The following is a 25,592-nucleotide window of genomic DNA, read 5'->3' as shown; positions in this document are numbered from 1 at the left end:
CTCCCTTAACGCGACGCTCGGCTCAGTTCGCAGCCTTGCAGTCCTTGGCGTAACGGTCGCCGTAATTCTCGAAGACCTTCTGCACGATCTCCGTCTGGAACTTGCCGTCCGGACGCTTGGCGACCTTGGTCAGGTAAAAGTCCTGGATCGGATAGCCGTTGGTGTTGAACTTGAAGGCACCGCGCAGCGAGGTGAAATCCGCCTTCTTCAGTGCGGCTCCCACGGCATCCTTGTTCGAGAGGTCGCCCTTCACGGCCTTGACCGCACTGTCGATCAGCATCGCAGCATCGTAGGCCTGGAAGGCGTAGGTGCCGGGCACGATGTTGTAAGCGGCCTCGTAGGCGGCGACGAACTTCTTGTTCTGGGGATTGTCGAGGTTGGGCGCCCAGTTTGCGCCACCGAACATGCCGACGGCCGCATCCTGCTGCGCCGGCAGGGTCGATTCATCCACCGTGAAGGCCGAGAGCACCGGAATGCTGTCGGCGAGGCCGGCCTGCCGGTATTGCTTGACGAGATTGACGCCGAGGCCGCCCGGCATGAAGGTGAACAACGCATCGGGCTTCTGCGAGGAGATCTTGGACAACTCCGGCTGGAAGTCCAGCGTGTTCAGCGGCATGTAGGATTCTTCGACGATCTCGCCCTTGTAGTCGAGCTTGAAGCCCGCTACCGAATCCTTGCCGGCCTGATAGTTCGGCACCATCAGGTACATCCGCTTGTAGCCGCGATCCTGCGCGACCTTGCCGAGGATCTCGTGCACCTGATCGTTCTGGTACGAGGTCACATAGAAGAACGGGTTACAGTCCTTGCCGGCAAAGGTCGACGGGCCCGCGTTGGGGCTGATCAGAAAGGTCTTCGATTCCGTGATGGGCCGGTGGATCGCCTGCAGGATGTTGGAGAAGATCGGGCCGACCACGAAGTCGACCTTGTCGCGCTCCAGAAGCCCCTTGATCTTCGTTACGGCCGCATCCGGCTTGAGCTCATCGTCGACCACGACAACCTCGACATCGCGGCCGCCCATCTTGCTGCCGAGATCCTTCACCGCAAGTGCAAAGCCGTCGCGAACTTGCTGACCCAGTGCGGCGGCAGGTCCCGACAGGGTCACCACCACACCCAGCTTGATCTTCTCCTGGGCGAGAGCGGGATCGAGTCCGAGCAGCAGCGCCAGTCCTGCCAAGGTCAATTGCGTCTTCATGGTCTCTCCCCCAATACGCTTACGCCCAATGCTGTAGCTTGGTCTTATCCAAGCTTAGTCTGATGACGGCGTCCGCGGCAAGCAAACCGAAGCGGCGCACCTTGCGTGGTGCGCCACGCCAACTGCCGCATGCAAGCGGCGCGCCAATTACTTGAAGCCTAAAGAAATTCGTATGCGGTCGATTGTTGCAGCTTTGGACTTGCGGCCGGCTCCGATTTATTTGAAGCTCAAAACGTTGGGAATCCGTGCCGGCGCCAATGCCCGCCGAGAGTGACTGCACCGAGATGCTCGATTCCGAGACCAAGGCCGTCGAAACGCCGGAAGACCACGCCGATGAGCTTCGGCTGTGGTTGCGCCTTCTGACCTGCACGACATTGATCGAGGGCGAGGTTCGCGGCCGTCTGCGGCAGCGGTTCGACGTCACGCTGCCGCGTTTCGATCTGATGGCGCAGCTCGACAAGGCGCCCGACGGCATGACCCTGTCCGATGTCTCCAAGCGCATGATGGTGTCGAACGGTAACGTCACCGGGCTCGTCGAGCGCCTTGTGGAATCCGGGCATCTCGATCGTCGTACCTCGGAAACCGACCGCCGTGTCCAGGTGATCCGCCTCACGAAACTCGGTCGCGCCGAGTTCCGCCGCATGGCTGCGGAGCACGAGACCTGGATCGCCGATCTGTTCGCCGACCTCACGCCGAAGGACGTGCGCGAATTGATGCGGCTGCTCGCCAAAACCAAGGCGTCGGCGCAGAAATCGGCCGCGCGCCGCCGGCCGTAAGGGCGGGCCGGCTGGCCGCCCAATCCCTTTTGCCGCAGGAAAAAGCACCGGATGCCCAAAATCCGCTATTGCGCCAAATTGTTTTAAGCCTAAAATGTTTTCCAGATCGTGCTGCCGGGTGCAATCCATGCTGAAAGGAGCGTGCGATGGCCAACGCCGCCAAGGTTCAAGTGACGGGCTCCCATGACGGCAACGCCGCGACGGCCCATGTCGATAAGTTTGCGCAGCAGCATCTGCCGCCGCGCGAGCTGTGGCCCGAATTCATCTTCACGCGGCCGGAGCTGAACTATCCACCACGATTGAATTGCGTGAGCTACTTCCTCGACCGCTGGGTCGAGCAGGGTCTTGGCGATGCGCCCTGCGTCATCAGCCCCTCCGTCAGCTATACCTATCGCGAGCTGCAAGCTCTGGTGAATCGCATCGCCAATGTGCTCGTCGGCAAGCTTGGTCTCGTCACCGGCGGCCGCGTGCTGCTGCGCTCCGCCAACAATCCGATGATGGTTGCGACCTATCTCGCAGTGATCAAGGCCGGCGGCATCGTGGTGGCGACCATGCCGCTGCTCCGCGCCAAGGAGCTGTCGTACCCGATCCAGAAAGCGGAGATCTCGCTCGCACTGTGCGACGGCAAGCTTGCCGAGGAGATGGAGAGAGCGAAAGCTGCGGCGCCTAAGCTGAAGCGGGTTGTCTATTGGGGCAATGGCGCGGCGGACTCGCTCGAGGCGCTCATTGCCGATGCGAGCGCGGAGTTCAAGGCTGCCGATACCGCCTCTGATGACGTCTGCCTGATCGCCTTCACGTCCGGCACGACGGGCGATCCCAAGGGCACCATGCATTTCCATCGCGACATGCTCGCGGTCTGCGACGGCTATGCGCGCAACATATTGCGGGCCGAGCAGAAAGACCGCTTCGTCGGTTCGGCGCCGCTTGCCTTCACCTTCGGCTTCGGCGGCGTGCTGTTTCCGATGCACATCGGCGCCTCCTTTGTCGTGCTGGAGAAGACGACGCCGGACGACATTTTGACGGCGATCGAGCAATACAAGACCACCGTCTGTTTCACCGCGCCCACGGCGTATCGCGCCATGATCGGCAAGCTCGCCGGCCGCGACATCTCTTCGCTGCGCAAATGCGTCTCCGCCGGCGAGACGTTGCCAAAGCCGACCTTCGACGCCTGGCTCAAGGCCACCGGCATCAAGTTGATGGACGGCATCGGCTCGACCGAGCTCCTGCACATCTTCATCAGCGCGACAGAAGATGAAATTCGTCCGGGTGCGACGGGCAAGCCCGTTCCGGGCTATGAGGCCAAGATCGTGGACGACGACGGCCGCGACGTGCCGCCGGGCACGATGGGCAAGCTCGCGGTGCGCGGGCCGACCGGCTGCCGCTATCTCGCTGACGAGCGCCAGCGCAAATATGTCCAGAATGGCTGGAACATCACCGGCGATACCTATCTGATGGATAGCGACGGCTATTTCTGGTACCAGTCGCGCTCCGACGACATGATCGTGTCGGCCGGCTACAATATCGCGGGCACCGACGTCGAGGCGGCCTTGCTCACGCATCCGGCGGTCGCCGAATGCGGTGTGGTCGGCGCCCCGGACGAGGCGCGCGGCATGATCGTGAAGGCCTATGTCGTCGCGGCGTCCGGCGTGACACCCGATGCACAGCTCGTGGCCGAGCTGCAGGAGCATGTCAAACGCCAGATCGCGCCGTATAAATATCCGCGCGCCATCGAGTTCGTCGCGCAACTGCCGAAGACCGAGACCGGAAAATTGAAGCGCTTTGCCCTGCGGCAACTGGCGCAGGCCGCCGCCACGTCCTCGGGCGTCGCGGCGGAATGAGAAGGATGGAGAATTGTCCGTGACGACGCCGAAAGGCCCGCAACTCGCGGTACTGCCGACAGCGGCTGAGGATGAAACCCCTGCGCGGGTCCAGGTGCTCCAGCCGTCGGGCTGGCCGATGCCGAAGGGCTATGCCAATGGCATGGCCGCCGAAGGGCGCATCGTCGTCACCGGCGGGGTAATCGGCTGGGATGCTGAAGAGTGTCTCGCCGACGGCTTTGTCGCGCAGGTTCATCAGACCTTGAGCAACATCGCCGCGATCCTGAATGAGGCTGGTGCCCGGCCCGAGCACCTCGTGCGGCTGACCTGGTACGTCGTCGACATGGACGAGTACCTGTCCAACCTGAAGGAGCTCGGCAAGATCTACCGTGCCATCCTCGGCGCACATTACCCAGCGATGGCGCTGGTCCAGGTGGTGCGCCTCGTGGAGAAGGCGGCGCGCGTCGAGATCGAGGCCACCGCCGTCATTCCGGGATGAGGCGCGCTGGCTCAGCGCGTCTTGTCAGCTTGCCTTGTCAGCTTGCCTTGGCGAGCTCGTCATCCTCGGGCGAGTTCAGATAGATGCCCGACATGGTGTCGACCCAGCACAGATGGTCGTGCACCTTCTTCACGCCGTCGACGTTCTCCGCGGCGACCATCGCGGCCTGCCGCGTGCGCTCTTCGGTGATGACGCCGCTGAGGTGAACGATACCGTCGCGGACGATCACGTTCAGCCCGAACGGGCACCACTCGTTCTTCTCCATGGTCTCGATGATGCGGCTGCGGATGTGATCGTCGTCCGCTGTCGGATCCGGCACATCGCGGGCCAGCCCCGCCACCGCCTGCAGCAGATTGGCGCGCGAGACGATGCCGACGACCTTGTCGCCGCGCACCACCGGCAGCCGCTTGACGTTGTTGCGCTCCATGAGGTCGACGATCTCCGCAAGCGCCGTATCCTCCGTGATGGTGACGGGCGTGTCGGTCATCACTTCCGAGACCTTGCGGCCGTGCTCATGGACGAAATCGCTGGCGGATTTGCCCGGACCCAGGATGAATCGCAACCAGCGTCCGCGCTTGCGCCCGGTGCCGATCTCACTGCGGCGGATGAAATCGCCTTCAGAGACGACACCGACCAGCTTGCCGGTCTCGTCGACCACCGTGAGGCCGCTGACATGCCGCTTCAGCATGATATTCGCCGCCTCGACGATGCTGGTGTCAGGGGTAACCGAGATGACCGACCGGGTCATGATCTGGTGGGCGCGCATGGACAACTCCGCTGGCTTGTCGAACTTCGATGGGCGAAAACTAGCTCCGGCGTCGGGCTGCGGCTTGACTCAGGTCAATGGGAGGAGCCCGCCCGCTCCGATGAAGCAATTGTGATCCCCGCCGGGATTTGATGCAGCTCAACGCGTATGGGAGGCCTCGCCATATCCTGCCGCCGACGTCGAACAGAACCCTTCGGGAACATTGAGCCATGAGCGTCATGCAGATATTTCCACGGACCGAAGAGCCGGTTGTGCAGGCTCTTCCCGTCAATCCCGCTGCTGGTCCCGAAGCCTCGACGGCGAGTTCGGAAAAGCATGTGGAAATCCCGGCTGCCGCCGATCCTTTGCCTGCGTCGGAGCCATATCCGCTCGACCGCGCCTTTCACGCGGTGCTGGCGCGGTTCACGGGCGGCATTTCGCCGCTGGCCCTGTCGCTCGCCTGGCTCGACTGGAGCACGCACCTCGCTGCTGCGCCGCAGCGCCAGATGGAGATTTCCCGCAACATCCTTCGCGATGCCGGCCGGCTGGCAGAAGCCGCCGCGCACGCGGCATCGCCGGAGCAGAAGCCTTGGTCGGTGATCCAGCCGCAGGGACGGGATCGCCGCTTCAGCGGACCGCAATGGGAGACCGCGCCGTTCAATCTGCTCGCGCAGGGGTTCTTGCTCACCGAGCGGTGGTGGCACGATGCCACGACGGGCGTGCGCGGCGTGTCGCATGCCAATGAAGCCATCGTCGAGTTTTCGATGCGTCAGATGCTCGATATGTTGGCGCCCTCGAATTTCGCGACGACCAATCCGAAGGTGCTGGAGAAGGCGTTCCAGAGCGGCGGGGAGAATTTCGTCTTCGGCTGGCAGAACTGGTGCAGCGATCTGATGCGCCTGCTCACCGGCTCGAGATTGGCGGATGACGGGCAGTTCGTGGTCGGCAAGACGGTGGCGGCTTCACCCGGCAAGGTGGTCTATCGCAATGCGCTGATCGAGCTGATTCAGTACTCTCCGACCACTGCGCAGGTCCGGCCCGAACCGATCCTGATCGTGCCGGCCTGGATCATGAAGTACTACATTCTCGATCTCTCGCCGCAGAACTCGCTGGTCAAATATCTGACCAGTCAAGGCTTCACTGTATTCGCGATCTCCTGGCGCAATCCGGATGCGAGGGATCGGAATCTCGCCTTCGACGATTATCGCAGGCTGGGCGTCATGGCGGCGCTGGACGTGATGGGTAAGATCATGCCGGGTCGGAAGACCCATGCGCTCGGCTATTGTCTGGGCGGTACGTTACTGTCGATCGCCGCCGCCGCGATGGCGCGCGATGGTGATCATCGCCTCGGCACGGTCACTCTTCTTGCGGCCCAGACCGACTTCACCGAGGCCGGAGAGCTGACGCTGTTCATTAATGAGAGCCAGGTCGCCTTTCTCGAAGACATGATGTGGCAGCGCGGCTATCTCGACACGACGCAGATGGCCGGGGCCTTCCAGCTGCTGCGCTCCAACGAATTGATCTGGTCGCGGCTGTCGCACGATTATCTGATGGGCGATGGCGCGCCATTGAACGATTTGATGGCCTGGAACGCGGACGCCACGCGATTACCGTATCGCATGCATTCGGAATATCTGCGAAAGCTGTTCCTCGGCAATGATCTGGCTGAGGGGCGTTATCACGTCGGCGGCCGGAGCGTTTCGCTGTCCGATATTCACGCGCCGATGTTCGTAGTCGGCACGCTCGCCGATCACGTGGCGCCGTGGCGATCCGTCTACAAGATCCACTATCAGGTCGATGCCGACGTGACGTTCCTGTTGACCAGCGGCGGCCACAATGCCGGTGTCGTCGCGCCTCCCGATGAGCCCGGCCACTTCTATCAGGTGCTGACCAAGGCTGCCGATGCGCCTTATGTCGGTGCGGACGAGTGGCTGAAGCTGGCTCCGCGCGTTGAAGGATCGTGGTGGCCGGAATGGGCCGAATGGCTGGCGGTGCGCTCCGGCGCGCCCTGCGACCCGCCGCAGATCGGAGTTGGAGACGCCGCGGAACTACCCGATGCGCCGGGGGACTACGTCCACACCTAAGTCTCCGGCTCGGAATTCGGCGCGAGGTCCGAGGAGCGGAATGGCTTGGTCTTGTCGAGTTTGCGATAGGCCGTTGAGGCCTTCCGCAACAGCTTCTTCTCCCGCTTGCGGTCGAGGAAACGATCGCCGGACTCGAGGCCGGCGCCGTTCAGCGATGCCGCCAGCGCTTGTCCACGTGCATCGTCGTTCAATTGTCCGAGCGAGCGCTGTGCCTTGCGCAATTGCTTGAGGATGGACTTTTGCTTGGCCGGCGCCTCATTGGCGAACAGGTCCTGCAGCGACTCGACCGAATAGGTCATCCGCTTATTCAGGAGCCGCAGCTTGTGGCGTTTCTCGACGTCGAGCTTGCGGAGCTTGCGCGCCTTCTTGAGCAGCGTCGTCTCCCACGCGGTCAGCCGCTCCGTCGCATGTTCGGCGAGCGTGCAGCGGCGTAATCGGATGGCTTCCTTGCTGCGCCGGGTCGACCAGGGCCCGCTCTCGATCCAGGCGGAGGTCTGCTCGACAAGGCGGCGATAGCGCGCGGATTGCAATGCGCGCGCCAGCTGGCGGTGGCTCTCGGCGCGCTTTTCGTCCCAGTGCTGCAGCTCGGCGACCTCTGAAAGCTCACCGTCGCTTTCGGCGATGACCCGCTCGATCGCCACATCGAGGTCCCGGACCATGCCGAGCTGGCCGTTCAGCCATTTCAGCTCGGCCCAGACATGTGGCCGCAGGGCGTCGTCGACCATCGGCGAGAAGAAGCGGATGGCGGTGCGCAGATGCGTCAGCGCGATCCGGATCTGATGCAGCGCGTCGGGATCGCCGCGGCAAGTGCCGTCATGCTGGGCGAGCACGGAAGCGAGGTGGCGGCGCGCGATGATCCGGAACGCCGTATCGCAAGCCATGCCGGGGCTGAGGCGGCCGGGCAGAACATTCCGACGTGTCGCGGGCGTGATGCGAGCGGTCGTCGCGGACGTGCTAGGTCGTGCCATCTTTGCCCGCACCAATCAGATTGCCCTGTTTGCTTCAGCGATCGCGTCCCGGCAGGTCTGAAGCGTCTGCTCTGGTGTCCCGGATGCATCGATGATCGCCCAACCGATATGGCCGATATTATAGTGCTCCTGCTGCGCGGCAACCTCTTGCGTGGCATCGGATGCGTCGCCCCGCCGGCTTCCGATCCGCATCTGCCGGGTCGCGAGGTCTGCGACCAGAAACAGGCCGTGCAGCGGCACGTTGCGCTCGCGCGCCAGTGCGGCGATCGCGTCCCGTTCGTCCTCGCGGGCAAACACGCCGTCGATAACAGCCGAATGGCCTTGCGCCAGCACCCGCCGGCCGAGCTGCACCAGCGTGTCATAGACGCGTGCCGCATGCTCCGGCGTGTAGGCCGACGGCGGCAGGCGGTGGGTGTCCTCGACCCCGAACATCTGCTTGCGGACGAGGTCGCTGCGCAGCACGACGGCTCCTGGCGGCGGCGCGACGAGGGGCGCAAGCGCTTGCGCCAAGACCGTCTTGCCGGTGCCTGACAATCCGGCCACCGCAATCAGGCGCGGCGCAGCAGGATGTATCAGCATCCTGGCAAGATCAAAATAGCGCCGTGCCTGGTCGAGAATGCCGGCGTCATCGGTATGCGGCGGCCTCAGCCGCGCCAGGGCGACCTGGGCGCGGATCGCCGCGCGGATGGACGTGAACAGCGGCAGGGCCGAGAGCGCGTCGAGATTGTCGGCGGGCGTCGCGGCGAGATAGCGGTTCAGGACGATGTTGGCCGCCCGTGGCTGATCGTGGTGCAACAGGTCCATCAGCGTAAATGCGAGATCGTAGAGCACGTCCACGGTCGCCATCTGCGCGTCGAACTCGATGGCGTCGAACAGCACGGGCAGTTCGTCGATCAGCACGATGTTCGCCAGATGCAGGTCGCCATGACAGCGCCGCACGAAACCCTGGCGGCCGCGCTCTTTGAGCAGGGGACGGAGGCGCAAAAAGGCCTCGTGCGAAGCCTGGCTGAGCTTGTCGATGTCTCCCGCGTTGAAATGGCCGCCGGCCTGCAGGCCGTGGCTGTTGCCGTCGATCAAGGCGGGAATGGACGAGATCCATGCTTCGCCGTCGGCGCAAGTCGCCGCGCCATGGGAAGCCACGATCGCGTCGGCAGCAGCCGAGGCGAGCTTGGCATCCAGCGGGCCGGCCGTCGCCAGATGATCCAGCGTCCGGCTCTCGTCGAAGCGCGACATCTCCACCGCATACTCGATCGGCCGGCCGGGGCCGCCGACCTGCACCGATCCGCCCGGCTCCTCCGTGATCGCCAGGACGCGATGATAGATCTGCGGCGCCAGTGGCCGGTTGATCCTGATCTCCTCCTCGCATGCCGCCTTGCGCTTCTCGAGCGTCGAGTAATCGAGGAAGGGAAACCGGACGGCGCGCTTGATCTTCAACGCGCGCGTCCCGTCGAGGAACACCGAGGCTGCGTGCGTGTCGATCCGCGTCACGCCTGGATGGCCGGTCAGCGTCCGGAAGATCCGCTCCTGGGCCGCCATTTCGTCTGTCATGGAGTCAGGCATCCGAAAGCACCGTCAGGGCGTCAGCACGGCCGCGCCGAGAATCTGACCGGCTCTCAGCATGGTCAGAACCTCATTGGCCTGATGAAGCGGAAATGCCGTCGTCTCGGTGCGCACGCCGGCTTGCGGAGCGATCTTGAGAAAATCGAGGCCGTCCTGCCGGGTGAGATTGGCGACCGAGACCAGTTGCCGCTCCTGCCAGAGCAGATCGTACGGAAAGCTTGGAATGTCGGTCATGTGGATACCGGCGCATACGACGCGACCGCCTTTGCGCACGGCGCGCAGCGCAGCCGGAACGAGCTCGCCTGATGGTGCGTAGATGATGGCGGCGTCCAGCGGCTCGTCAGGCACTTCGTCTGATGCCCCTGCCCAAACGGCGCCGAGACGGCGCGCAAGATCTTGCGCAGCGACGTCACCGCGTCGCGTGAACGCATGGACGGATCGTCCCTGCCAGCGCGCGACTTGCGCAATGATGTGGCCGGCCGCGCCGAAACCATAGAGGCCGAGCCGTTCGGCTGAGCCGGCCAGCACCAGTGAGCGCCAGCCGATCAGCCCCGCGCATAGCAGGGGCGCAATCTCCACGTCGTTGCCGTCTTCACCGAGCGGGAAGGCGTAGCGTGCCTCGGCAATGGCGTGGGTCGCGTAGCCGCCGTCGCGCGTGTAGCCGGTGAACTCTGGTGCGTCACACAAGTTTTCCTTGCCCTCCCTGCAGAAGCGACAATGTCCGCAGGTGAAGCCGAGCCAGGGGATGCCGACGCGGTCACCGGGCGTATGCGTTGTGACATTCGGGCCCACGAGATCGACCCGACCGACAATCTCGTGACCGGGCACGATCGGATAGCGAATGTCGGGCAGCTCGGCGTCGATGAGGTGAAGATCGGTGCGGCATACCCCGCAGGCGCTGATCTTCACGCGGAGCTGCCCTTCGCCGGGGATCGGGTCAGGCCGCTCCTCCATCTGGAGGCGCGTTTGTGGGGCCGGCAACACCATCGCACGCATCGGTCTCTCCAGGGTGAACCGCGCTCCCATCGAACTATCCATAGAATAGCCGAGTGGCCAGTCCTTGACGTCGGTCAACGCCTGTTCCCGACCGACCGAACCGGGTTCCTTTGGCTTGACCAGGATCAAGCGTCTCGACCAAAGCCGGCCTATTGTGGCGGCCAAGGAGAATCCCGATGCCCATCAAGGACGTCTTTCTGCCGCTTATCGGTCAGCCGCGTGGGCCGGCCCTGGTTGCGATCGAGAAATGCGTGACTGTTGCCGCCGATCTCGGCGCCAGGATCACCGCGCTCGCGCTCGAGGAAGAGGTGTACGAGCGGCCGAAGGTGATGCTGCTCAGCGATCACGAGGCCGCGGAGGCCGCCAGCTCGCGCGAGCCGAGCGACATGCAGCAGCTCCTCAACGCATTCACCAATGCGACATCCAGCGCCAACATTCGCGCCCAGAGCCGAGCGGGCAAGGTGCCGGCGGACCAGATCGCGGCGGTCCTCGCCGAGTATGCCCGTTTCAACGATCTTACGCTGCTTCCCGTGAAGCCGCACGATAGTCGAACGGAGAGCATTGTCGAAGCCTTCCTGTTCGGATCCGGCCGGCCGCTTCTGCTCTGTCCGGAACATCTCGCAGGCAACCTTCGGTCCAAATTCGAGAACGTCATGATCGCCTGGGATCACTCTGCGCGTGCAGCGCGAGCGGTCGGCGACGCGCTGCCGGTTCTGCAGGCGGCGGCCTTTGTCCGCGTGGTGACCGTGGCGGATGACAAGACCGACGCGATCGTGCAATCCGGAACCGCTCTGGTCGATCATCTGAGGGAACACGGCGTTCACGCCTCGTTCGAAACGGCGAAAGGCCGCGGCAGCTCGATCGGCAAGGTCCTGGGGAACTGGGTGAATTCCCACGGGATGGATGCGATCGTGATGGGCGCCTATCATCATTCGCGCCTGAACGAGGTCGTCTGGGGCGGTGTGACAAAGACCGTCATTGGCGAGCCACCGTGCTGGGTTATGATCTCGCACTAGGCTCACTATTTTTCCGGCCTGATCGTCAACCAACCGTCGCTGACCGGGCGCATTTGCTTTCATGTCAACCTATCGTCTGAGCAATCTGCTGGCGCCGCGTTCAGTCGCACTCGTCGGCGCGAGCGCCCGTCCGGTCTCCGTGGGACGCGCCGTTCTGGAGAATATCCACAAGGCCCAATTCAAGGGGCGGTTCGGCCTCGTCAATCCGCGTCATGCCGAAATCGGCGGCATCGCGGCCGTGAAAAGTCTGGACCGGTTGGACTTCGTGCCCGAGCTCGTGGTCGTCACCGCGCCTGCGCGTGAGATTCCCGGCATCATCGACCAGGCCGGGCGTCGCGGCTCGGCGGGCGCCTTGATCGTTTCGGCCGGGCTCGGCCACGGACCGGGATCTCTGCACGAGGCTGCCGTCACGGCGGCCCACAAATACGGCATGCGGCTGATTGGACCGAATTGTCTTGGCATCATGATGCCCGGCGTCAGCCTGAATGCCAGCTTTGCAGCGCATATGCCGGGGGCGGGCAGCCTCGCGCTGATCTCGCAGTCGGGCGCGATCGCTGCCGGCATGGTCGACTGGGCGGCGCAGCGTGGCGTCGGCTTCTCCGGCATCGTCTCGATCGGCGATCAGATGGACGTCGATATTGCCGATCTGCTCGACTATTTCGCGATGGATCACAAGACACGCGCGATCCTGCTCTACATCGAGTCCATCAAGGACGCGCGCAAGTTCATGTCGGCGGCACGCGCCGCCGCGCGCGTGAAGCCCGTCGTCGTGGTGAAGTCCGGCCGCATGGCGCAGGGTGCGAAGGCGGCTGCCACGCATACCGGCGCGCTTGCCGGCGCCGACGCCGTCTATGACGCGGCGTTCCGCCGCGCCGGCGTGCTGCGGGTCTCCGATCTGCGGGAGCTGTTCGATTGCGCCGAGACACTCGGCCGCGTCGAATCGCCGACCGGAAAGCGCCTCGCCATCCTGACCAATGGTGGCGGCATCGGCGTGCTCGCCGTCGACCGACTGGTCGAGCTCGGCGGGATTCCGGCGACCATCTCGGCGGAGGCGCGCAAGAAGCTCGATGCGGCTCTGCCGCCGACCTGGTCCCGTGCGAATCCCGTCGACATCGTCGGCGACGCCGACGCCTCGCGCTACGCGGCGGCGCTGGAGGTGCTGCTGGCTGATCGCGACAATGACGCGGTCCTGGTCCTCAACGTGCAAACGGCGATCGCCTCGGCAGCCGAGATCGCCACCACCGTGACGGAGCTCGTCGCCAAGTATCGCGAACAGCACCGCCGATGGGCGAAGCCGGTGCTGGCGTCCTGGGTCGGGGCCGATCAGGGCATCATTCAGGCGCTGTCCGGTGCCGGAATGCCGAATTATCCGACCGAGGACGACGCGGTGCGCGGCTTCATGCATCTGGTCCGGCACCGCGAGGTGGTCGAGGAGCTGAGTCAGGTCCCCCCCGCGATGCCCGACACATTCGTTCCGGACGCGCGAGGGGCGAGGCAGATCGTCACTGCCGCGATCGCGGATGGCCGCCAATGGCTCGAGCCGGTCGAGATCAAGCATCTGCTCGAAGCCTATGACATCGCGATGGTGCCGACCTATGCGGCAGCCGATGTCGAGCAGGCGGTGACCTATGCGAAGGACATCTTCGGACAGGGCGGGACCGTCGTCTTGAAGATCATGTCGCGCGACATCGTCCACAAATCCGATGTCGGCGGCGTCGTGCTCAATCTGACGACGCCGGAGGCCGTGCGTGCGGCCACCTCCGATATTCTCGCCCGGGCAAGAAAGCTGCGGCCTGAGGCCCGCATCGGCGGCGTCATCGTCCAGGCCATGGTCGTCAAGGCGAAGGCGCGCGAGCTGATCCTGGGTCTCGCCGACGATCCCACTTTCGGCACCGTCGTGGTGTTCGGCCGTGGCGGCACGGCGGTAGAGATCATCAACGACAAGGCGCTTGCGCTGCCGCCGCTGGATTTGCAGCTCGCCCGCGATTTGATCGACCGTACGCGCGTGTCGCGGTTGCTGAAGGCCTATCGTGACGTGCCGGCGGTCAAGGAGGACGCTGTGGGCCTGGTGCTGGTCAAGCTGGCGCAGATGGCCGCCGACATTCCCGAAATCCACGAGTTCGACATCAACCCGCTGCTGGCGGACGAGACCGGCGTGACCGCGGTCGATGCCCGCGTCGCGGTCGGCCCGCCGCAACGGAAGTTTGTCGGCTCCGGCCCGGCCAATTTCGCGGTTCGTGCCTATCCCTCGCAATGGGAGCGCCGCCTCAAGCTCAAGGACGACTGGCGCATCTTCGTGCGGCCCATGCGTCCCGAGGACGAGCCGACCATCCATGAATTCCTGCGTCACGTCACGCCACACGACCTTCGCCTGCGGTTCTTCGCGCCGATGAAGGAGTTCACCCACGAGTTCATCGCGCGCCTGACCCAGCTCGACTATGCGCGCGCGATGGCCTTCATTGCATTCGACGAGGCCACCGGCGAGATGGTCGGCGTGGTCCGGCTGCACTCGGATTCGATCTACGAGAGCGGGGAGTACGCGATCCTGCTGCGGTCCGATCTCAAGGGCAGGGGGCTCGGTTGGGCGCTGATGCAGCTCATCATCACCTACGCCAAGTCGGAAGGGTTGAAGGTTATTTCGGGCGACGTGCTCCAGGAGAACACCGTGATGCTCGAAATGTGCCGAAATCTCGGCTTCGAGGTCAAGCCGGATCCGGCTGAGCCTGACATCTGCGACGTCAAGCTGAAGCTCTGAGCGCGCCCCTTCAGGAGCGGGCTTCGCCCGGACTCGCCGCGGCGGAGGACTTGGCCGAAGACTTGGCCGTCGACCGCAAATTCTTCACGATGATCGCGATCAGTGGCACCAGCACCGGCACGATCGTGCTGAGCGGATGATGCACCGCGCCGGACACCTGGGCCTGGAGCGCGCGCGCCTCAAGCTGAAGGGCTTCGATGGAGGCGTCGTGGATCTCGCTGGCGAGCTCGATGTCACGGCCTGACGGAGCGCGGCCGGCGATCAGGAAGAGAGCGGCCGCGATGGCAAAATTGACGGCGCCGAGGATGGCCGCCGCGGCAATCGCACTCCAGATCTGGACCAGCGCGAAATAGGCCGACAGCTCCAGCATCAGGAGCCCGAATGCCGCGATCAGGGCCGCAAAGGCGCGCAGGCCGAGGCCGACCAGCAGATGGCGAAGCCTGATGTCCGCGATGATCCTGTCCGTGCGCCACAGCGCGCGCAAATGTTTGACCACATTCTCGGTATTCACCTAGTGTCTCCTCAGCATGAAGCCGACGACCACGCCGAGCGCGAAGGCCGAGGCGAGCGACGTGATCGGACGGTCCGCAATGAGGCTCTGAAGCTGCTCCTGCTCTTCGTCGACGGTCTCTCCAAGCTCGGTCAGCGCGGCCCTGATCTGATCGGCGAGTGCCTCGGCGCGATCTTTCGAGCTCTCGAACATCTCTTCGCCGGCGGTGCTCAGCAAGCGCGTGACGTCGACCTTCAATGCGTGCAGTTCTTCACTCATCCTGTCACTGTCGAACATGGACCTGATATCCCCATTGAACGAAAGCGAGCCTAGGACCCGCCCGCGCCTTCGCGCTTGATTTGCGTCAATCGGCAGTGCTGCTCTGCTCTTGAGACAAGTCAAGCCGGCCGCCATATGCTGGCCTAGAAATGCGGTCTGAATTGCGGACCAATTGTCCCGATGAGGTGGAAGTGTGAACCACGAACCGCTGTTGCTCGCGACGCCGTCCGGCGACGTGCTGAACTTGCGCCCCGAAGGGCCCTGGACCGCCGCGAATGTGGTGACGCTCGAGACCTTGTCCCACTCGGTCGGAGTGGACGTCGATCGATCGCGCGTCGTCACCCTGGACATGTCGGGCGTCAGTGCGCTCGATACGCTCGGCGCCTGGGTCTTGGAGAAATTGTCGCGCAGGGCCGCATCGTCAGGGCGATCGGCCGAATTCGTGGGCGTCGCCGATCAGTTCAGCGGGCTGATGGACGAGGTGCGGCAGGTCAACCGCCAGACGCCGGCCCCGACGGCTGCGCCCAATCCGGTCGTGGCGAGGCTCGGGGATCTCGGCAAGTCCACGCTCAGTGCGCGCGAAGACGTCACGATCTTCCTCCAGATGCTCGGCGCGTTGTTCATGGCCGTCATCGGCGTGCTGCGTCGGCCGGGTTCGTTGCGGCTGACGTCGCTGGTCTATCAGCTCTACCGCATCGGGTGGCAGGCGATCCCCATCGTGGCGTTGATCACCTTCCTGATCGGTGCCATCATCGCGCAGCAGGGCTTCTTCCATTTCCGCAGATTCGGCGCCGAGTCCTACACCGTCGACATGGTCGGCATCCTGGTTCTCCGTGAGCTCGGCGTGCTGATCGTCGCCATCATGGTCGCCGGCCGGTCGGGAAGCGCGTACACCGCCGAGCTCGGCTCGATGAAGATGCGCGAGGAGATCGATGCGCTCTCGACCATGGGGCTCGATCCCGTCGAGGTCCTGATCCTGCCGCGCGTTGCGGCCCTGGTCATCGCGCTGCCCATCCTCACCTTCATCGGATCGATCGCCGCGCTCTATGGCGGTGGCCTCGTCGCGCAGTTCTATGGCGACATGGGCCCGGCGATCTACATCGCGCGGCTGCACGAGGCCATCTCCGTCACTCATTTCGAGGTGGGCATCCTGAAGGCGCCGTTCATGGCGCTGGTGATCGGGATCGTGGCCTGCAGCGAGGGATTGCGCGTCAAGGGCAGCGCGGAGTCGCTCGGGCGGCAGACCACGACGTCGGTGGTGAAGTCGATCTTCCTGGTGATCGTGCTCGACGGCCTGTTCGCGATCTTCTTCGCTTCGATCGGAATGTGATGATGGACGCATCGCAAGACCAGTTCGCGATCCGCGTCCGCGACCTCGTGGTCGGCTTCGGCCGCCAGACCGTGCTCGACCATCTGTCGCTCGACGTCCGCCGCGGCGAGATCCTCGGGCTGGTGGGGGCGTCCGGTGGCGGCAAGTCGGTCCTGATGCGAACCATCATCGGCCTGATTCCGCGCCGGGGCGGGACCATCGAAGTCATGGGACAACCCACCGGCGGTCACGGTCGAGGCGCAGCCACGATTTGGGGCATCCTGTTCCAGCAGGGTGCGCTGTTCTCCTCGCTGACGGTCCGCCAGAACGTCCAGTTTCCCTTGCGCGAAAACCTCGTCCTGTCGCAGGAGCTGATGGACGAGATCGCGATCGCCAAGCTCGAAATGGTCGGCTTGCGCGCCCAGGACGCGGACAAATATCCGGCGGAACTGTCCGGCGGCATGACCAAGCGCGTGGCGCTGGCGCGTGCGCTCGCGCTCGATCCGCCGATCCTGTTCCTGGACGAGCCGACCTCCGGCCTCGATCCGATCGCCGCAGGCGATTTCGATGCTCTGATCAAGACGCTGCAAAAGACCCTGGGGCTGACCGTGTTCATGGTGACGCACGATCTGGCGAGCCTGACCACGGTCTGCGACCGCGTCGCCGCGCTGGCCGACGGCAAGATCGTGGCGATCGGCCCGATGCGCGAATTGCTGCAATCCGAGCATCCCTGGGTGCGCGCTTATTTCCACGGCAAGCGCTCGCAGATGCTGCAACACGAGATGAGATGAGACATGGAAACCCGCGCTCCCTACGTGCTGATCGGCGGCTTCGTGCTGGCCGCGATCCTTGCGGTGTTTGGCTTCGTCTACTGGCTGAACAACACCGGCGGCATCGGCCCGCGCACGAACTACCATGTGCAATTCCAGGGGCCGGTCCCAGGCCTCCTGGTCGGCGCCGGCGTGCTGTTCAACGGCATCCGCGTCGGTGAGGTGACCCAGCTCGGGCTCGCGGCCGATAACCCGCGCTTCGTCAATGCGACGATCTCGGTTGCGACCACCACGCCGGTCCGTTCCGACACCAAGGTCGGCCTCGAATTCCAGGGCCTCACCGGCGTGCCGGTGGTGACGTTGGAGGGCGGCGTGATCGTCGCCAAATCCGGCGAGCCGCTGACCCTGATCGCGGAGGCCGGCGCCGGCCAGAGCATGACTCAGGCGGCGCGGGATGCGCTGCGGCGGGTCGATACGGTGCTCGAGGATAATTCCGGCCCGCTGAAGGACACCATCGCCAATCTCAAGACGTTCTCCGACGGGCTCGCGCGCAACACCGGCAAGATCGACGGCATTCTGGCGGGCCTCGAGAAGATGACCGGGGGCGGCGCTCCCGCGCAGAAAGTCACCTACGACCTCCACACGCCGCCAAGCCTTGGGCCGGCCGGCAAGACGCTCTCCGCGTCGCTGGCCATCCCCGAGCCGAGCGCGGTCGCAATGCTGCAGACCCAGCGCATGCTGTTCGCGCCCGTCGGGGACAGGCCGGGCTTTGCGGACTTCCTCTGGGCCGACAGCATTCCGAAATTGGTGCAGGCGCGGCTGATCGACAGTTTTGAGAATTACGACATCGCCCACGCCCCGCTACGCACGACCGACTTCGGTCAGGCGGATTATCAGCTTCTGATCGACATCCGGCGCTTTCGCATCGTCACGGAGGGCGAGGCGAAGGTCGAGATCGGACTGTCGGCGCGGATCGTCGACAAGAACGGCAAGGTGGTTGCCTCGCGCCTGGTCGAGACCAGCGAGAAGCTCGACAAGGTCGAGCCGGCCGCTGCGGTCGCCGCCTTCGATGCGGCCTTTGCCCGCATCGCCAAGGAGCTGATCGGCTGGACCGTGCAGGCGGTGTGACGCCGTCTATTCCAGCGTCTTCAGGTAGGACAGAAGGTCGTGGATCTGGTCCGGGCTGAGCTCGAAGGCCGGCATGTCGGCGTGACCGGTGTAGATCCCTTCGGCCAGCGCCTCACCGAGGCTCTCGATCGGGTAACGCCGATGCAGGGTGCGCAACGGGGGCGCGCCCTCGAGCGGGCTGCGCGAGGCGCGGTCGATGGCGTGGCAGCGCGCGCAATTGGCCCTTGCAAAGGCCTTGCCGCGCTGTTCGGCGGTCGGGGCCGCCAGCGCAGGTGTCATCAGAAGCAGCCCAATCAGGCCGTGACGCAAAGCGCCTTGCAGCATGGAAGAAATCCCGTCGAACTCTGGAAGCAGAATAAGACGGGGATGCCACCCAAATTTGATCTGAGTCAATTGGCTTTGGCGCAGTGCAGTAAAATGCCGCCGCGTGGTGGACTCTGCCGGGGGGGCGGAGCTGGACCGACGCTGGGAGCGGTGGATGAAGCCTTCCGTGGTCACGATTGAGCCGAACGGGCATTTCTGCGCCGATTGCGCCGTGCGCGGAGCGGCGGTTTGTTCGTCGCTGGATGCAGCCGAGCTCAGGGAGTTCGAGCATCTCGGACGCCGCGTTCATTTTGACGCGGGCGAGACCGTGTTTTCCGAGGAGGACATCACGACCTCGTTCTACAACGTCCTCGAGGGCGTCATGCGGCTGTACAAGCTGCTGCCCGACGGCCGGCGGCAGATCGTCGGCTTCGCCTTGCCCGGCGATTTCCTGGGGATGAACATATCCGGCCGGCACAATTTTTCCGCCGATGCGATCGGCGTGGTGACCGTGTGCCAGTTCGCCAAAGCGCCTTTCGGCCGTTTCATCGAAGACCGGCCGCTCCTGCTGAGGCGAATCAACGAGCTGGCCATTCGCGAGCTGAGCCAGGCACGCGACCATATGGTGTTGCTCGGCCGCCGCTCGGCCGACGAGAAGGTCGCAACCTTCCTGCTCGGCTGGCGCGACCGGCTGGTCGCGCGCAGGGGCCTGTCCGACACGGTTCCGCTTCCGATGAGCCGTCAGGACATCGCCGACTATCTCGGCCTGACCATCGAAACCGTCAGTCGCACCTTCACGAAGCTGGAGCGCCACGGCGTGATCGAGATCATTCATGGCGGCATCAGCCTGCTCGATCCCGCGCGCGCCGAGGCGCTGGCCGCAGCTTGACGGTCCGTCCGGGATGTCCCGCCATTTTTGATCTCGATCAATGACGTCGGCCGGCTGCAGCAAATAATGCCCCGAACACTCTGGGAGGAGCAAGATGCCCGCTGATGCGTTGCTGGTGACCATTGTCGTCGTCGCGATCTTCGTCGCATTCGCCGCAGCTCTGGCTTGGGCAGACCAACAAACCAGCTCCGGCCGGCTCGACCCGGATTCCAAGCACTGAAGCTCCCGAACTCGTAGTCCGCTCAGACCTGCCAACAGGCCGAGGCGCGTCCGGCCGGCCCGGCTGCTCGCCAGCGTGTTAACGCAAGCGCGGCTGCGCTGCCTGCAACTCTGCAGCGATCAAAACGCATCGGCGCATCCTTCGGATGCGGGCCCCAGCTCGACCGCGGCTTTTTCGCGGCATTTGCCTTAAATCGCGCGCGTGCTTTCCGGTTGAAAAGCCTGATAACGTTGACTACGCAGGAACCTCAGTGCCTCGCAGTCTTAGGAGCCCAGTGGCGTGCCTCAGGACAAGACCGGCGACCCCCGACAGTCGGCGGGCAACAAACTATCGGTCCTGCGCAAGCACCCGATCTTCGCGGATCTGGAGCCGGAGGCGCTCGATCAGCTCTGCCGCTACGCCAAGCACGCCAGCGTGAGGCGCGGTGCGACGATCGCCGCCAAGGGCGATCCCGGCAACAATCTGTTCGCAGTGATCTCGGGGACCGTGAAGATCTCCTCCTCGTCGCCGGATGGCCGGAACGCCATTCTCAATCTGATCGGTCCCGGAGAGATCTTTGGCGAGATCGCGGTGCTCGACGGCGCTCCCAGGTCGGCCGACGCCACCGCCAACACCAATTGCGAGCTCTACATCATCGATCGCCGGGACTTCCTGCCGTTCGTGAAGAGCCAGCCGGCGCTGGCGATGAAGTTCATCGAACTGCTCTGCGCGCGTCTGCGCTGGACCAGCCAGCAGGTCGAGCAGGTGATCCTCCAGAATCTGCCGGGCCGGCTGGCGAGCGCGCTGCTCGGTCTCACCGAGGAGCGCAAGTTCGATTCCGGCAGCGGCACGCTCGCCATCACGCAGCAGGAGATCAGCGAGATGGTGGGGATGACGCGGGAGAGCATCAACAAGCAATTGCGCGCCTGGGCCGGCCGCAACTGGGTTCGTCTCGAGCACGGCGCCATCGTCGTGCTGGACACCGATGCGCTGCGTGAACTCGCCGAGAGCGGCCTCGTCGGCGAGTGATGCCTCAGAGCTGATCGTCGACGATGGCGACCGCGCGGGTCCAGCCCGCCGAGGCGCGTTCGATCTTCACCGGAAAGCATGAGACCGTGAATCCGGTCGAGGGCAGTTGGTCGAGATTGTGCAGCTTCTCGAGATGGCAATAGCCGATGTGCCGTCCCGCCTTGTGGCCTTCCCAGATCAGGCCGGCATCCTTCGTCTCGGCATATCTCTTCGCGGTGTACACGAACGGCGCGTCCCAGCTCCAGCCGTCGGTGCCGGTCAGCCGCACGCCGCGTTCGAGCAGGTACATGGTGGCTTCATAGCCCATGCCGCAGCCGGAATTGACGTATTCTGCCTTGCCGAATTTCGCGCCGGCGCTGGTGTTGACGACGACGATCTCGAGCGGCGACAGCTTGTGCCCGATCCGCTTCAGCTCCTTCTCGACGTCGTCGGCGCTCGCCACATAGCCGTCGGGCAGATGCCGGAAGTCGAGCTTCACGCCCGGCTGAAAGCACCATTCCAGCGGGACCTCGTCGATCGTCCATGACCGTTCGCCGCGGTTCATGGTCGGGTGGAAGTGCCAGGGCGCATCGAGATGCGTGCCGTTGTGGGTCGACAGCGAGACCTGCTCGACGGCCCAGCCCTGGCCGTCCGGCAGATCCTGGGCTTTCAGTCCGTCGAAGAACTGCAGCATGCGGGGCAGGCCCTGCTGGTGATCGATATACTGGATGGTCGGATGGTTGCCTGGCGGATCGGCCGTCACGTCGTTTCTGAGCGGCACCGAGATATCGATCAGCTTCCGCGGCATGGGCATTCCTTCGCGATGATCCGCTGTTTCGGCCATCTTGCGGGGCCTCGATTGCACCCGTCAAGTCACGTGCCGGCGACGCCGGCCGGCCAGCCATCCCGCCATAATGCGAATTGCGTCGGAAATTGATCGATGCAAGTGTTGCATCGATCGATGCCGGATTTGGCTTGGACAGAGAATGCCGCCCGCCCTAGGGACGACATTGGCGCTTGACTTCACGTCTGAGGTGGAGCGACCCAAGGCGGCTCGCAGCACTTGCCGACAACGACATAATCAACCCCGGAGGAAGCCCAGATGAAGACACTCACCGGTATCATCACAGCCGTCGCACTGGCGGTCTCAGCGCCCCTGGCGACCGCGCGCGATTTCCGCTCCGCCGACATCCACCCCGCCGATTATCCGACGGTCGAAGCCGTCAAGTTCATGGGCAAGCAGCTCGCGACGGCGAGCGGCGGCAAGCTCGGCGTGAAGGTGTTTCCCAACGGCGCCCTCGGCTCCGAGAAGGACACGATCGAGCAGCTCAAGATCGGTGCGCTCGACATGATGCGGATCAACGCATCGCCGCTCAACAATTTCGTGCCCGAGACCATCGCCCTGTGCCTGCCCTTCGTGTTCCGCGACACCCAGCACATGCGCACCGTGCTCGATGGGCCGATCGGCGATGAGATCCTGGCCGCCATGGAGCCCGCGGGCCTGGTCGGGCTCGCCTATTACGACAGCGGCGCCCGGTCCATCTACACCGTCAAGGCACCCGTCAAATCGCTCGCCGACCTCAAGGGCCTGAAGATTCGCGTCCAGCAATCCGATTTGTGGGTCGGCATGATCCAGAGCCTGGGGGCCAACCCGACGCCGATGCCGTATGGCGAGGTCTATACCGCGCTGAAGACCGGCCTCGTCGATGCGGCCGAGAACAACTGGCCGTCCTACGAGTCCTCCCGCCATTTCGAGGCGGCCAAGTTCTACAACATCACGGAGCACTCCCTCGCGCCCGAGGTTCTCGTGATGTCGAAGAAGGTCTGGGACACTCTGAGCAAGGAGGACCAGGCCATGGTCCGCAAGGCGGCCAAGGAATCCGTGCCCGTCATGCGCAAGCTCTGGGACGAGCGTGAGCAGGCCTCCCGCAAGACCGTCGAAGCGGCCGGCGTTCAGGTCGTGACGATCGCCAACAAGCAGGAGTTCGTCGATGCGATGAAGCCGGTGTACCAGAAGTTCGCCGGCGACGAGAAGCTGCAGGGCCTCGTCAAGCGTATCCAGGACACCAAGTAAGAACATCGGGGCGGGTCCGGCGTCGCCGTGAGGGTGACGCCGGACCCTCGCAAGGGGAGACGCGGGATGACGGACCCACACGTCGCAGATCACGAGCATGACGCGGTCACCGCACGCCCGTCGACCGGCTTGCTGTCACGGATCAATGCACCTGTCGCGCGCCTCGGCATGTATCTGTCCGTGACGGGACTGCTCGTCATCGTCACCATCGTTTTCTATCAGGTGTTCGGGCGTTATGTGCTCAATTCCAGCCCGACCTGGACCGAGAACCTTGCGCTGGTGCTGATCCTCTATGTCACGTTGATCGGCGCCGCCGTCGGCGTGCGCGATGCCGGACACATCGGCATGGACAGTCTGCTGGTGATGCTCCCGGATCATGCGCGCGAGAAGATCGAGATCGTGATCCACGTGCTGGTCGCCATGTTCGGCATTGCGATGGCCTATAATGGCTGGATCCTCGGCGCGTCGGTCGGCACCGTAAAAATCCCCAATCTTGGACTGCCTGAGGTGATCCGCTACGTGCCGCTGATCGCCTCCGGCGTCCTGATCGTCTCCTTCTCCATCGAACACATCATTGCTCTCCTGCGCGGCGAAGAGGTCGTCCCCTCATGGAACTGATCATCCTCGGCGCCACCTTCTTCGGCTTCCTGATCCTCGGCGTCCCCGTCGCCTTCGCGATCGGCCTCTCGGCGATCTGCACCATCCTCTACGAGGGCCTGCCGGTCGCCGTCATCTTCCAGCAGATGATGTCGGGGATGAACATCTTCTCGTTCCTGGCCATCCCGTTCTTCGTCTTCAGCGGTGAGCTGATGCTGCATGGCGGCGTCGCCGACAAGATCGTGCAGCTCGCCAAGAATCTCGTCGGGCACATCCGCGGCGGGCTCGGCATGTCGAACGTGGTCGCCTGCACGCTGTTCGGCGGCGTCTCCGGCTCGCCCGTGGCGGACGTGTCGGCGATGGGCGCGGTGATGATCCCCATGATGAAAAAGGAAGGGTTCGACACCGACTACGCCGTCAACGTCACCACCCATGCCTCGCTGGTCGGGGCCTTGATGCCGACCAGTCACAACATGATCATTTATGCCCTGGCCGCCGGCGGCAAGGTCTCGATCGGCGCGCTGATCGCCGCAGGCCTCTTGCCGGCGCTCGTGCTGATGGTTTGCATGCTGGCCGCCGCCTATGCGGTCGCGGTGAAGCGCGGTTATCCCGCCGGCAAATTCCCCGGCTGGGCCGAAGTGTTCCGCTCCTTCGCGGCCGCGCTGCCGGGCCTGCTGATCGTCGGCATCATCCTGGCGGGCATCCTGTCGGGCGTCTTCACGGCGACGGAATCCGCAGCCGTGGCGGTGACCTACACCATCCTGCTGACGTTCTTCATCTATCGCACCATGACGCTGCCGAACTTCCTGCGCGCCGCCGCCAAAGCTGTGAAGACGACGGGCGTGGTGCTGTTGCTGATCGGCGTCTCCACCATGTTCCAGTATCTGATGGGGCTCTATGAAGTTGCCGACTTTGCCGGCGACCTGATGAGCAAGGTGTCCTCGCAGCCCTGGATCATCTTCCTGCTGATCAACGTCATCCTGTTCGTGCTCGGCACCTTCATGGACATGGCCGCGACCATCCTGATCTGCACGCCGATCTTCCTGCCGATCGCGATGAAGGCGGGCATGGATCCGGTGCAGTTCGGCATGCTGATGCTGATCAACTGCGCCCTCGGGCTGAACACGCCCCCGGTCGGAACCACGCAGTTCGTGGGCTGCGCCATCGGCGGCATCTCGGTGGGCGCGGTGATGCGCACCATCCTGCCGTTCTACGCTGCGCTGATCGCAGCTCTGATGTTTGTGACCTATGTCCCCGCATTCTCGCTGTGGCTGCCGCGCCTGCTGATGGGCTACAAGGGCTAGCAGCTACAGGGAGAAGCTATCAGTGACGGACTATCGCAAGCTCTTCGATCTCACCGGCAAGACGGCCGTGGTGCTCGGCGCCGCATCAGGCATCGGCAAATCGTCGGCTGAGGCGCTGGCCGGGCTCGGGGCCCGTGTCGTCTGCGCCGATCGCGCGCTTGACGCCGCAGAGGCAACCGCCGCCGGCATTCGCGACAAGGGCGGCTGGGCCGAAGCCGCGAGCTGCGACGCCGCGAGCGTCGCGGACGTCAACGCGCTCGCCAAGACGGTGATGCAGAAGTTTTCACGGCTCGACATCGCCGTGACGACGCCCGGCCTCAACATCCGCAAGACCATCCTCGACTACACCGAGGAGGATCTCGATCGCGTCCTGAGCCTCAACGTCAAGGGCACCGTCTTCTTCTTCCAGGCCTTCGGCCGCATCATGGTGGCGCAGAAGGGCGGCAGCATCATTGCCTGCTCCTCGGTGCGCGCCGTGACCATCGAGCCGGGCCTCGGCGTCTACGGCTCGACCAAAGCGGCGATCGGCCTCCTGGTGAAGGGCTTCGCCTCCGAGGTCGGCCATGCCGGCGTCCGCGTCAACGCCATCGCGCCGAGCATCGCCGAGACCGCGCTGACCGGTCCGTTCAAGCAGCGGCCCGACATCTACAATCTCTATGCCGGCCACACCGTGTTCAACCGCTGGAGCAGCGCCGACGAGGTCGCGACCGCGGTCGCCTATCTCGCTTCGGACGCCGCGAGCTATGTCAGCGGCAGCACGCTGTTCGTGGACGGCGGCTGGACCGCCGTCGACGGTCCGCCGACCGGTCTCACCCAGTTGCACAAATAGGCGGC

General features: G+C 64.4%; 25 protein-coding genes. 16 read left to right on the top strand and 9 right to left on the bottom strand.

The genetic code is table 11. From position 1 onward, the window contains the following. Positions 1 to 22 precede the first annotated feature (22 nt). Positions 23 to 1,192 carry an ABC transporter substrate-binding protein gene (locus AC0WRY_RS24965; protein ID WP_194403458.1) on the bottom strand — a complete coding sequence of 390 codons (1,170 nt, stop codon included), beginning with the start codon at positions 1,190 to 1,192 and terminating at the stop codon, positions 23 to 25. Between the two features lie 257 nt (positions 1,193 to 1,449). On the opposite strand from AC0WRY_RS24965, the gene AC0WRY_RS24960 reads away from it, so the two are divergent. The 3 genes from AC0WRY_RS24960 to AC0WRY_RS24950 all read left to right on the top strand — a co-directional run bounded on the left by AC0WRY_RS24960 (position 1,450) and on the right by AC0WRY_RS24950 (position 4,284). After that, entirely contained in the window at positions 1,450 to 1,968 is a 519-nt protein-coding gene (locus tag AC0WRY_RS24960) for a MarR family winged helix-turn-helix transcriptional regulator (RefSeq protein ID WP_194403457.1), read from the top strand. A 146-nt stretch (positions 1,969 to 2,114) separates the two neighbouring features. Then, positions 2,115 to 3,806: a benzoate-CoA ligase family protein gene (locus AC0WRY_RS24955; RefSeq protein WP_491121498.1), complete on the top strand. Its 1,692-nt coding sequence runs from the start codon at positions 2,115 to 2,117 to the stop codon at positions 3,804 to 3,806. Between the two features lie 19 nt (positions 3,807 to 3,825). Next, a complete protein-coding gene (locus AC0WRY_RS24950) occupies positions 3,826 to 4,284 on the top strand; it encodes a RidA family protein (RefSeq protein WP_376717306.1) in 459 nt (152 codons plus the stop codon). Between the two features lie 37 nt (positions 4,285 to 4,321). Here AC0WRY_RS24950 and AC0WRY_RS24945 read toward each other — a convergent pair whose 3' ends face one another. Beyond that, positions 4,322 to 5,050, bottom strand: coding sequence for a CBS domain-containing protein (locus tag AC0WRY_RS24945; RefSeq protein WP_491121496.1), 729 nt, complete (start codon positions 5,048 to 5,050; stop codon positions 4,322 to 4,324). A 209-nt stretch (positions 5,051 to 5,259) separates the two neighbouring features. On the opposite strand from AC0WRY_RS24945, the gene AC0WRY_RS24940 reads away from it, so the two are divergent. After that, positions 5,260 to 7,113 (top strand): PHA/PHB synthase family protein, encoded by a 1,854-nt coding sequence (locus AC0WRY_RS24940; RefSeq protein ID WP_491121494.1) that lies wholly within the window; start codon positions 5,260 to 5,262, stop codon positions 7,111 to 7,113. Here AC0WRY_RS24940 and AC0WRY_RS24935 read toward each other — a convergent pair. Genes AC0WRY_RS24935 through AC0WRY_RS24925 form a run of 3 tightly spaced genes read right to left on the bottom strand, consistent with a single transcriptional unit; the run spans position 7,110 to position 10,637 of the window. Next, positions 7,110 to 8,081, bottom strand: a complete 972-nt coding sequence (locus AC0WRY_RS24935; RefSeq protein WP_491121492.1) for a CHAD domain-containing protein — start codon at positions 8,079 to 8,081, stop codon at positions 7,110 to 7,112. The genes AC0WRY_RS24940 and AC0WRY_RS24935 overlap by 4 nt on opposite strands. Positions 8,082 to 8,096: 15 nt before the next feature. Beyond that, positions 8,097 to 9,629, bottom strand: coding sequence for a bifunctional aminoglycoside phosphotransferase/ATP-binding protein (locus tag AC0WRY_RS24930; RefSeq protein WP_491121490.1), 1,533 nt, complete (start codon positions 9,627 to 9,629; stop codon positions 8,097 to 8,099). Positions 9,630 to 9,653: 24 nt separating this feature from the next. Then, positions 9,654 to 10,637 (bottom strand): zinc-dependent alcohol dehydrogenase family protein, encoded by a 984-nt coding sequence (locus AC0WRY_RS24925; RefSeq protein WP_491123502.1) that lies wholly within the window; start codon positions 10,635 to 10,637, stop codon positions 9,654 to 9,656. 176 nt (positions 10,638 to 10,813) lie between these two features. Between AC0WRY_RS24925 and AC0WRY_RS24920 the strand changes: the two genes are divergently transcribed. Beyond that, the gene (locus tag AC0WRY_RS24920) at positions 10,814 to 11,653 is read left to right on the top strand and encodes a universal stress protein (RefSeq protein ID WP_491121488.1); all 840 of its coding nucleotides are present in this window, start codon (positions 10,814 to 10,816) and stop codon (positions 11,651 to 11,653) included. Between the two features lie 61 nt (positions 11,654 to 11,714). Beyond that, positions 11,715 to 14,408, top strand: a complete 2,694-nt coding sequence (locus tag AC0WRY_RS24915; RefSeq protein ID WP_491121485.1) for a bifunctional acetate--CoA ligase family protein/GNAT family N-acetyltransferase — start codon at positions 11,715 to 11,717, stop codon at positions 14,406 to 14,408. 10 nt (positions 14,409 to 14,418) lie between these two features. Here the strand turns inward: AC0WRY_RS24915 and AC0WRY_RS24910 are convergent, their stop codons facing one another. Together AC0WRY_RS24910 and AC0WRY_RS24905 are read right to left on the bottom strand one after the other, a co-directional pair. Beyond that, positions 14,419 to 14,919, bottom strand: a complete 501-nt coding sequence (locus tag AC0WRY_RS24910) for a phage holin family protein (RefSeq protein WP_491121483.1) — start codon at positions 14,917 to 14,919, stop codon at positions 14,419 to 14,421. After that, positions 14,920 to 15,195 (bottom strand): hypothetical protein, encoded by a 276-nt coding sequence (locus AC0WRY_RS24905; RefSeq protein WP_194403446.1) that lies wholly within the window; start codon positions 15,193 to 15,195, stop codon positions 14,920 to 14,922. Between the two features lie 175 nt (positions 15,196 to 15,370). Between AC0WRY_RS24905 and AC0WRY_RS24900 the strand changes: the two genes are divergently transcribed. From AC0WRY_RS24900 to AC0WRY_RS24890, 3 genes are read left to right on the top strand one after another with little or no spacing between them, the layout of a single operon-like run. After that, positions 15,371 to 16,507 (top strand): ABC transporter permease, encoded by a 1,137-nt coding sequence (locus AC0WRY_RS24900; protein WP_194403445.1) that lies wholly within the window; start codon positions 15,371 to 15,373, stop codon positions 16,505 to 16,507. A gap of 2 nt (positions 16,508 to 16,509) precedes the next feature. After that, on the top strand, positions 16,510 to 17,277 hold the full coding sequence (locus AC0WRY_RS24895; RefSeq protein WP_194403444.1) for an ABC transporter ATP-binding protein: 768 nt from the start codon (positions 16,510 to 16,512) through the stop codon (positions 17,275 to 17,277). A gap of 3 nt (positions 17,278 to 17,280) precedes the next feature. Then, positions 17,281 to 18,384 (top strand): ABC-type transport auxiliary lipoprotein family protein, encoded by a 1,104-nt coding sequence (locus tag AC0WRY_RS24890; protein WP_194403443.1) that lies wholly within the window; start codon positions 17,281 to 17,283, stop codon positions 18,382 to 18,384. Positions 18,385 to 18,390: 6 nt separating this feature from the next. Here AC0WRY_RS24890 and AC0WRY_RS24885 read toward each other — a convergent pair whose 3' ends face one another. Next, positions 18,391 to 18,708, bottom strand: coding sequence for a c-type cytochrome (locus AC0WRY_RS24885; RefSeq protein ID WP_194403442.1), 318 nt, complete (start codon positions 18,706 to 18,708; stop codon positions 18,391 to 18,393). Between the two features lie 154 nt (positions 18,709 to 18,862). Between AC0WRY_RS24885 and AC0WRY_RS24880 the strand changes: the two genes are divergently transcribed. From AC0WRY_RS24880 to AC0WRY_RS24870, 3 genes are all read left to right on the top strand, one after another. Further along, complete coding sequence (locus AC0WRY_RS24880; RefSeq protein ID WP_194403441.1) at positions 18,863 to 19,576, top strand: helix-turn-helix domain-containing protein; 714 nt, start codon at positions 18,863 to 18,865, stop codon at positions 19,574 to 19,576. A gap of 94 nt (positions 19,577 to 19,670) precedes the next feature. After that, positions 19,671 to 19,796: a hypothetical protein gene (locus tag AC0WRY_RS24875; RefSeq protein ID WP_256438852.1), complete on the top strand. Its 126-nt coding sequence runs from the start codon at positions 19,671 to 19,673 to the stop codon at positions 19,794 to 19,796. A gap of 279 nt (positions 19,797 to 20,075) precedes the next feature. Further along, the gene (locus AC0WRY_RS24870; protein WP_194403440.1) at positions 20,076 to 20,804 is read left to right on the top strand and encodes a Crp/Fnr family transcriptional regulator; all 729 of its coding nucleotides are present in this window, start codon (positions 20,076 to 20,078) and stop codon (positions 20,802 to 20,804) included. 4 nt (positions 20,805 to 20,808) lie between these two features. Here AC0WRY_RS24870 and AC0WRY_RS24865 read toward each other — a convergent pair whose 3' ends face one another. Then, positions 20,809 to 21,591, bottom strand: a complete 783-nt coding sequence (locus AC0WRY_RS24865; RefSeq protein WP_194403439.1) for a cyclase family protein — start codon at positions 21,589 to 21,591, stop codon at positions 20,809 to 20,811. Between the two features lie 294 nt (positions 21,592 to 21,885). Here AC0WRY_RS24865 and AC0WRY_RS24860 point away from each other — a divergent pair, with 294 nt between their 5' ends. The 4 genes from AC0WRY_RS24860 to AC0WRY_RS24845 all read left to right on the top strand — a co-directional run bounded on the left by AC0WRY_RS24860 (position 21,886) and on the right by AC0WRY_RS24845 (position 25,587). Beyond that, a complete protein-coding gene (locus AC0WRY_RS24860) occupies positions 21,886 to 22,857 on the top strand; it encodes a TRAP transporter substrate-binding protein (RefSeq protein ID WP_194403438.1) in 972 nt (323 codons plus the stop codon). Between the two features lie 66 nt (positions 22,858 to 22,923). After that, a complete protein-coding gene (locus AC0WRY_RS24855; RefSeq protein ID WP_194403437.1) occupies positions 22,924 to 23,475 on the top strand; it encodes a TRAP transporter small permease in 552 nt (183 codons plus the stop codon). Continuing rightward, on the top strand, positions 23,466 to 24,758 hold the full coding sequence (locus tag AC0WRY_RS24850; protein WP_194403436.1) for a TRAP transporter large permease: 1,293 nt from the start codon (positions 23,466 to 23,468) through the stop codon (positions 24,756 to 24,758). The genes AC0WRY_RS24855 and AC0WRY_RS24850 overlap by 10 nt, the downstream gene beginning before the upstream one ends. 22 nt (positions 24,759 to 24,780) lie before the next feature. Next, complete coding sequence (locus tag AC0WRY_RS24845; RefSeq protein ID WP_194403435.1) at positions 24,781 to 25,587, top strand: SDR family NAD(P)-dependent oxidoreductase; 807 nt, start codon at positions 24,781 to 24,783, stop codon at positions 25,585 to 25,587. Positions 25,588 to 25,592: the final 5 nt, after the last annotated feature.

The sequence above is a fragment of the Bradyrhizobium sp. T-12 genome (assembly GCF_058314695.1).
Note: the sequence above shows the minus strand (reverse complement) of the source record. Positions and strands in the feature narration are given on the sequence as shown.

Excerpts from the sequence above, each read along its gene's own strand:
- AC0WRY_RS24965 (WP_194403458.1), bottom strand. The coding sequence starts at position 1,192 with ATGAAGACGCAATTGACCTTGGCAGGACTGGCGCTGCTGCTCGGACTC.
- AC0WRY_RS24960 (WP_194403457.1), top strand. The coding sequence starts at position 1,450 with ATGCCCGCCGAGAGTGACTGCACCGAGATGCTCGATTCCGAGACCAAG.
- AC0WRY_RS24955 (WP_491121498.1), top strand. The coding sequence starts at position 2,115 with ATGGCCAACGCCGCCAAGGTTCAAGTGACGGGCTCCCATGACGGCAAC.
- AC0WRY_RS24945 (WP_491121496.1), bottom strand. The coding sequence starts at position 5,050 with ATGCGCGCCCACCAGATCATGACCCGGTCGGTCATCTCGGTTACCCCT.
- AC0WRY_RS24940 (WP_491121494.1), top strand. The coding sequence starts at position 5,260 with ATGAGCGTCATGCAGATATTTCCACGGACCGAAGAGCCGGTTGTGCAG.
- AC0WRY_RS24935 (WP_491121492.1), bottom strand. The coding sequence starts at position 8,081 with ATGGCACGACCTAGCACGTCCGCGACGACCGCTCGCATCACGCCCGCG.
- AC0WRY_RS24930 (WP_491121490.1), bottom strand. The coding sequence starts at position 9,629 with ATGACAGACGAAATGGCGGCCCAGGAGCGGATCTTCCGGACGCTGACC.
- AC0WRY_RS24925 (WP_491123502.1), bottom strand. The coding sequence starts at position 10,637 with ATGCGTGCGATGGTGTTGCCGGCCCCACAAACGCGCCTCCAGATGGAG.
- AC0WRY_RS24920 (WP_491121488.1), top strand. The coding sequence starts at position 10,814 with ATGCCCATCAAGGACGTCTTTCTGCCGCTTATCGGTCAGCCGCGTGGG.
- AC0WRY_RS24915 (WP_491121485.1), top strand. The coding sequence starts at position 11,715 with ATGTCAACCTATCGTCTGAGCAATCTGCTGGCGCCGCGTTCAGTCGCA.
- AC0WRY_RS24905 (WP_194403446.1), bottom strand. The coding sequence starts at position 15,195 with ATGTTCGACAGTGACAGGATGAGTGAAGAACTGCACGCATTGAAGGTC.
- AC0WRY_RS24895 (WP_194403444.1), top strand. The coding sequence starts at position 16,510 with ATGGACGCATCGCAAGACCAGTTCGCGATCCGCGTCCGCGACCTCGTG.
- AC0WRY_RS24890 (WP_194403443.1), top strand. The coding sequence starts at position 17,281 with ATGGAAACCCGCGCTCCCTACGTGCTGATCGGCGGCTTCGTGCTGGCC.
- AC0WRY_RS24885 (WP_194403442.1), bottom strand. The coding sequence starts at position 18,708 with ATGCTGCAAGGCGCTTTGCGTCACGGCCTGATTGGGCTGCTTCTGATG.
- AC0WRY_RS24880 (WP_194403441.1), top strand. The coding sequence starts at position 18,863 with ATGAAGCCTTCCGTGGTCACGATTGAGCCGAACGGGCATTTCTGCGCC.
- AC0WRY_RS24875 (WP_256438852.1), top strand. The coding sequence starts at position 19,671 with ATGCCCGCTGATGCGTTGCTGGTGACCATTGTCGTCGTCGCGATCTTC.
- AC0WRY_RS24865 (WP_194403439.1), bottom strand. The coding sequence starts at position 21,591 with ATGCCGCGGAAGCTGATCGATATCTCGGTGCCGCTCAGAAACGACGTG.
- AC0WRY_RS24860 (WP_194403438.1), top strand. The coding sequence starts at position 21,886 with ATGAAGACACTCACCGGTATCATCACAGCCGTCGCACTGGCGGTCTCA.
- AC0WRY_RS24855 (WP_194403437.1), top strand. The coding sequence starts at position 22,924 with ATGACGGACCCACACGTCGCAGATCACGAGCATGACGCGGTCACCGCA.
- AC0WRY_RS24850 (WP_194403436.1), top strand. The coding sequence starts at position 23,466 with ATGGAACTGATCATCCTCGGCGCCACCTTCTTCGGCTTCCTGATCCTC.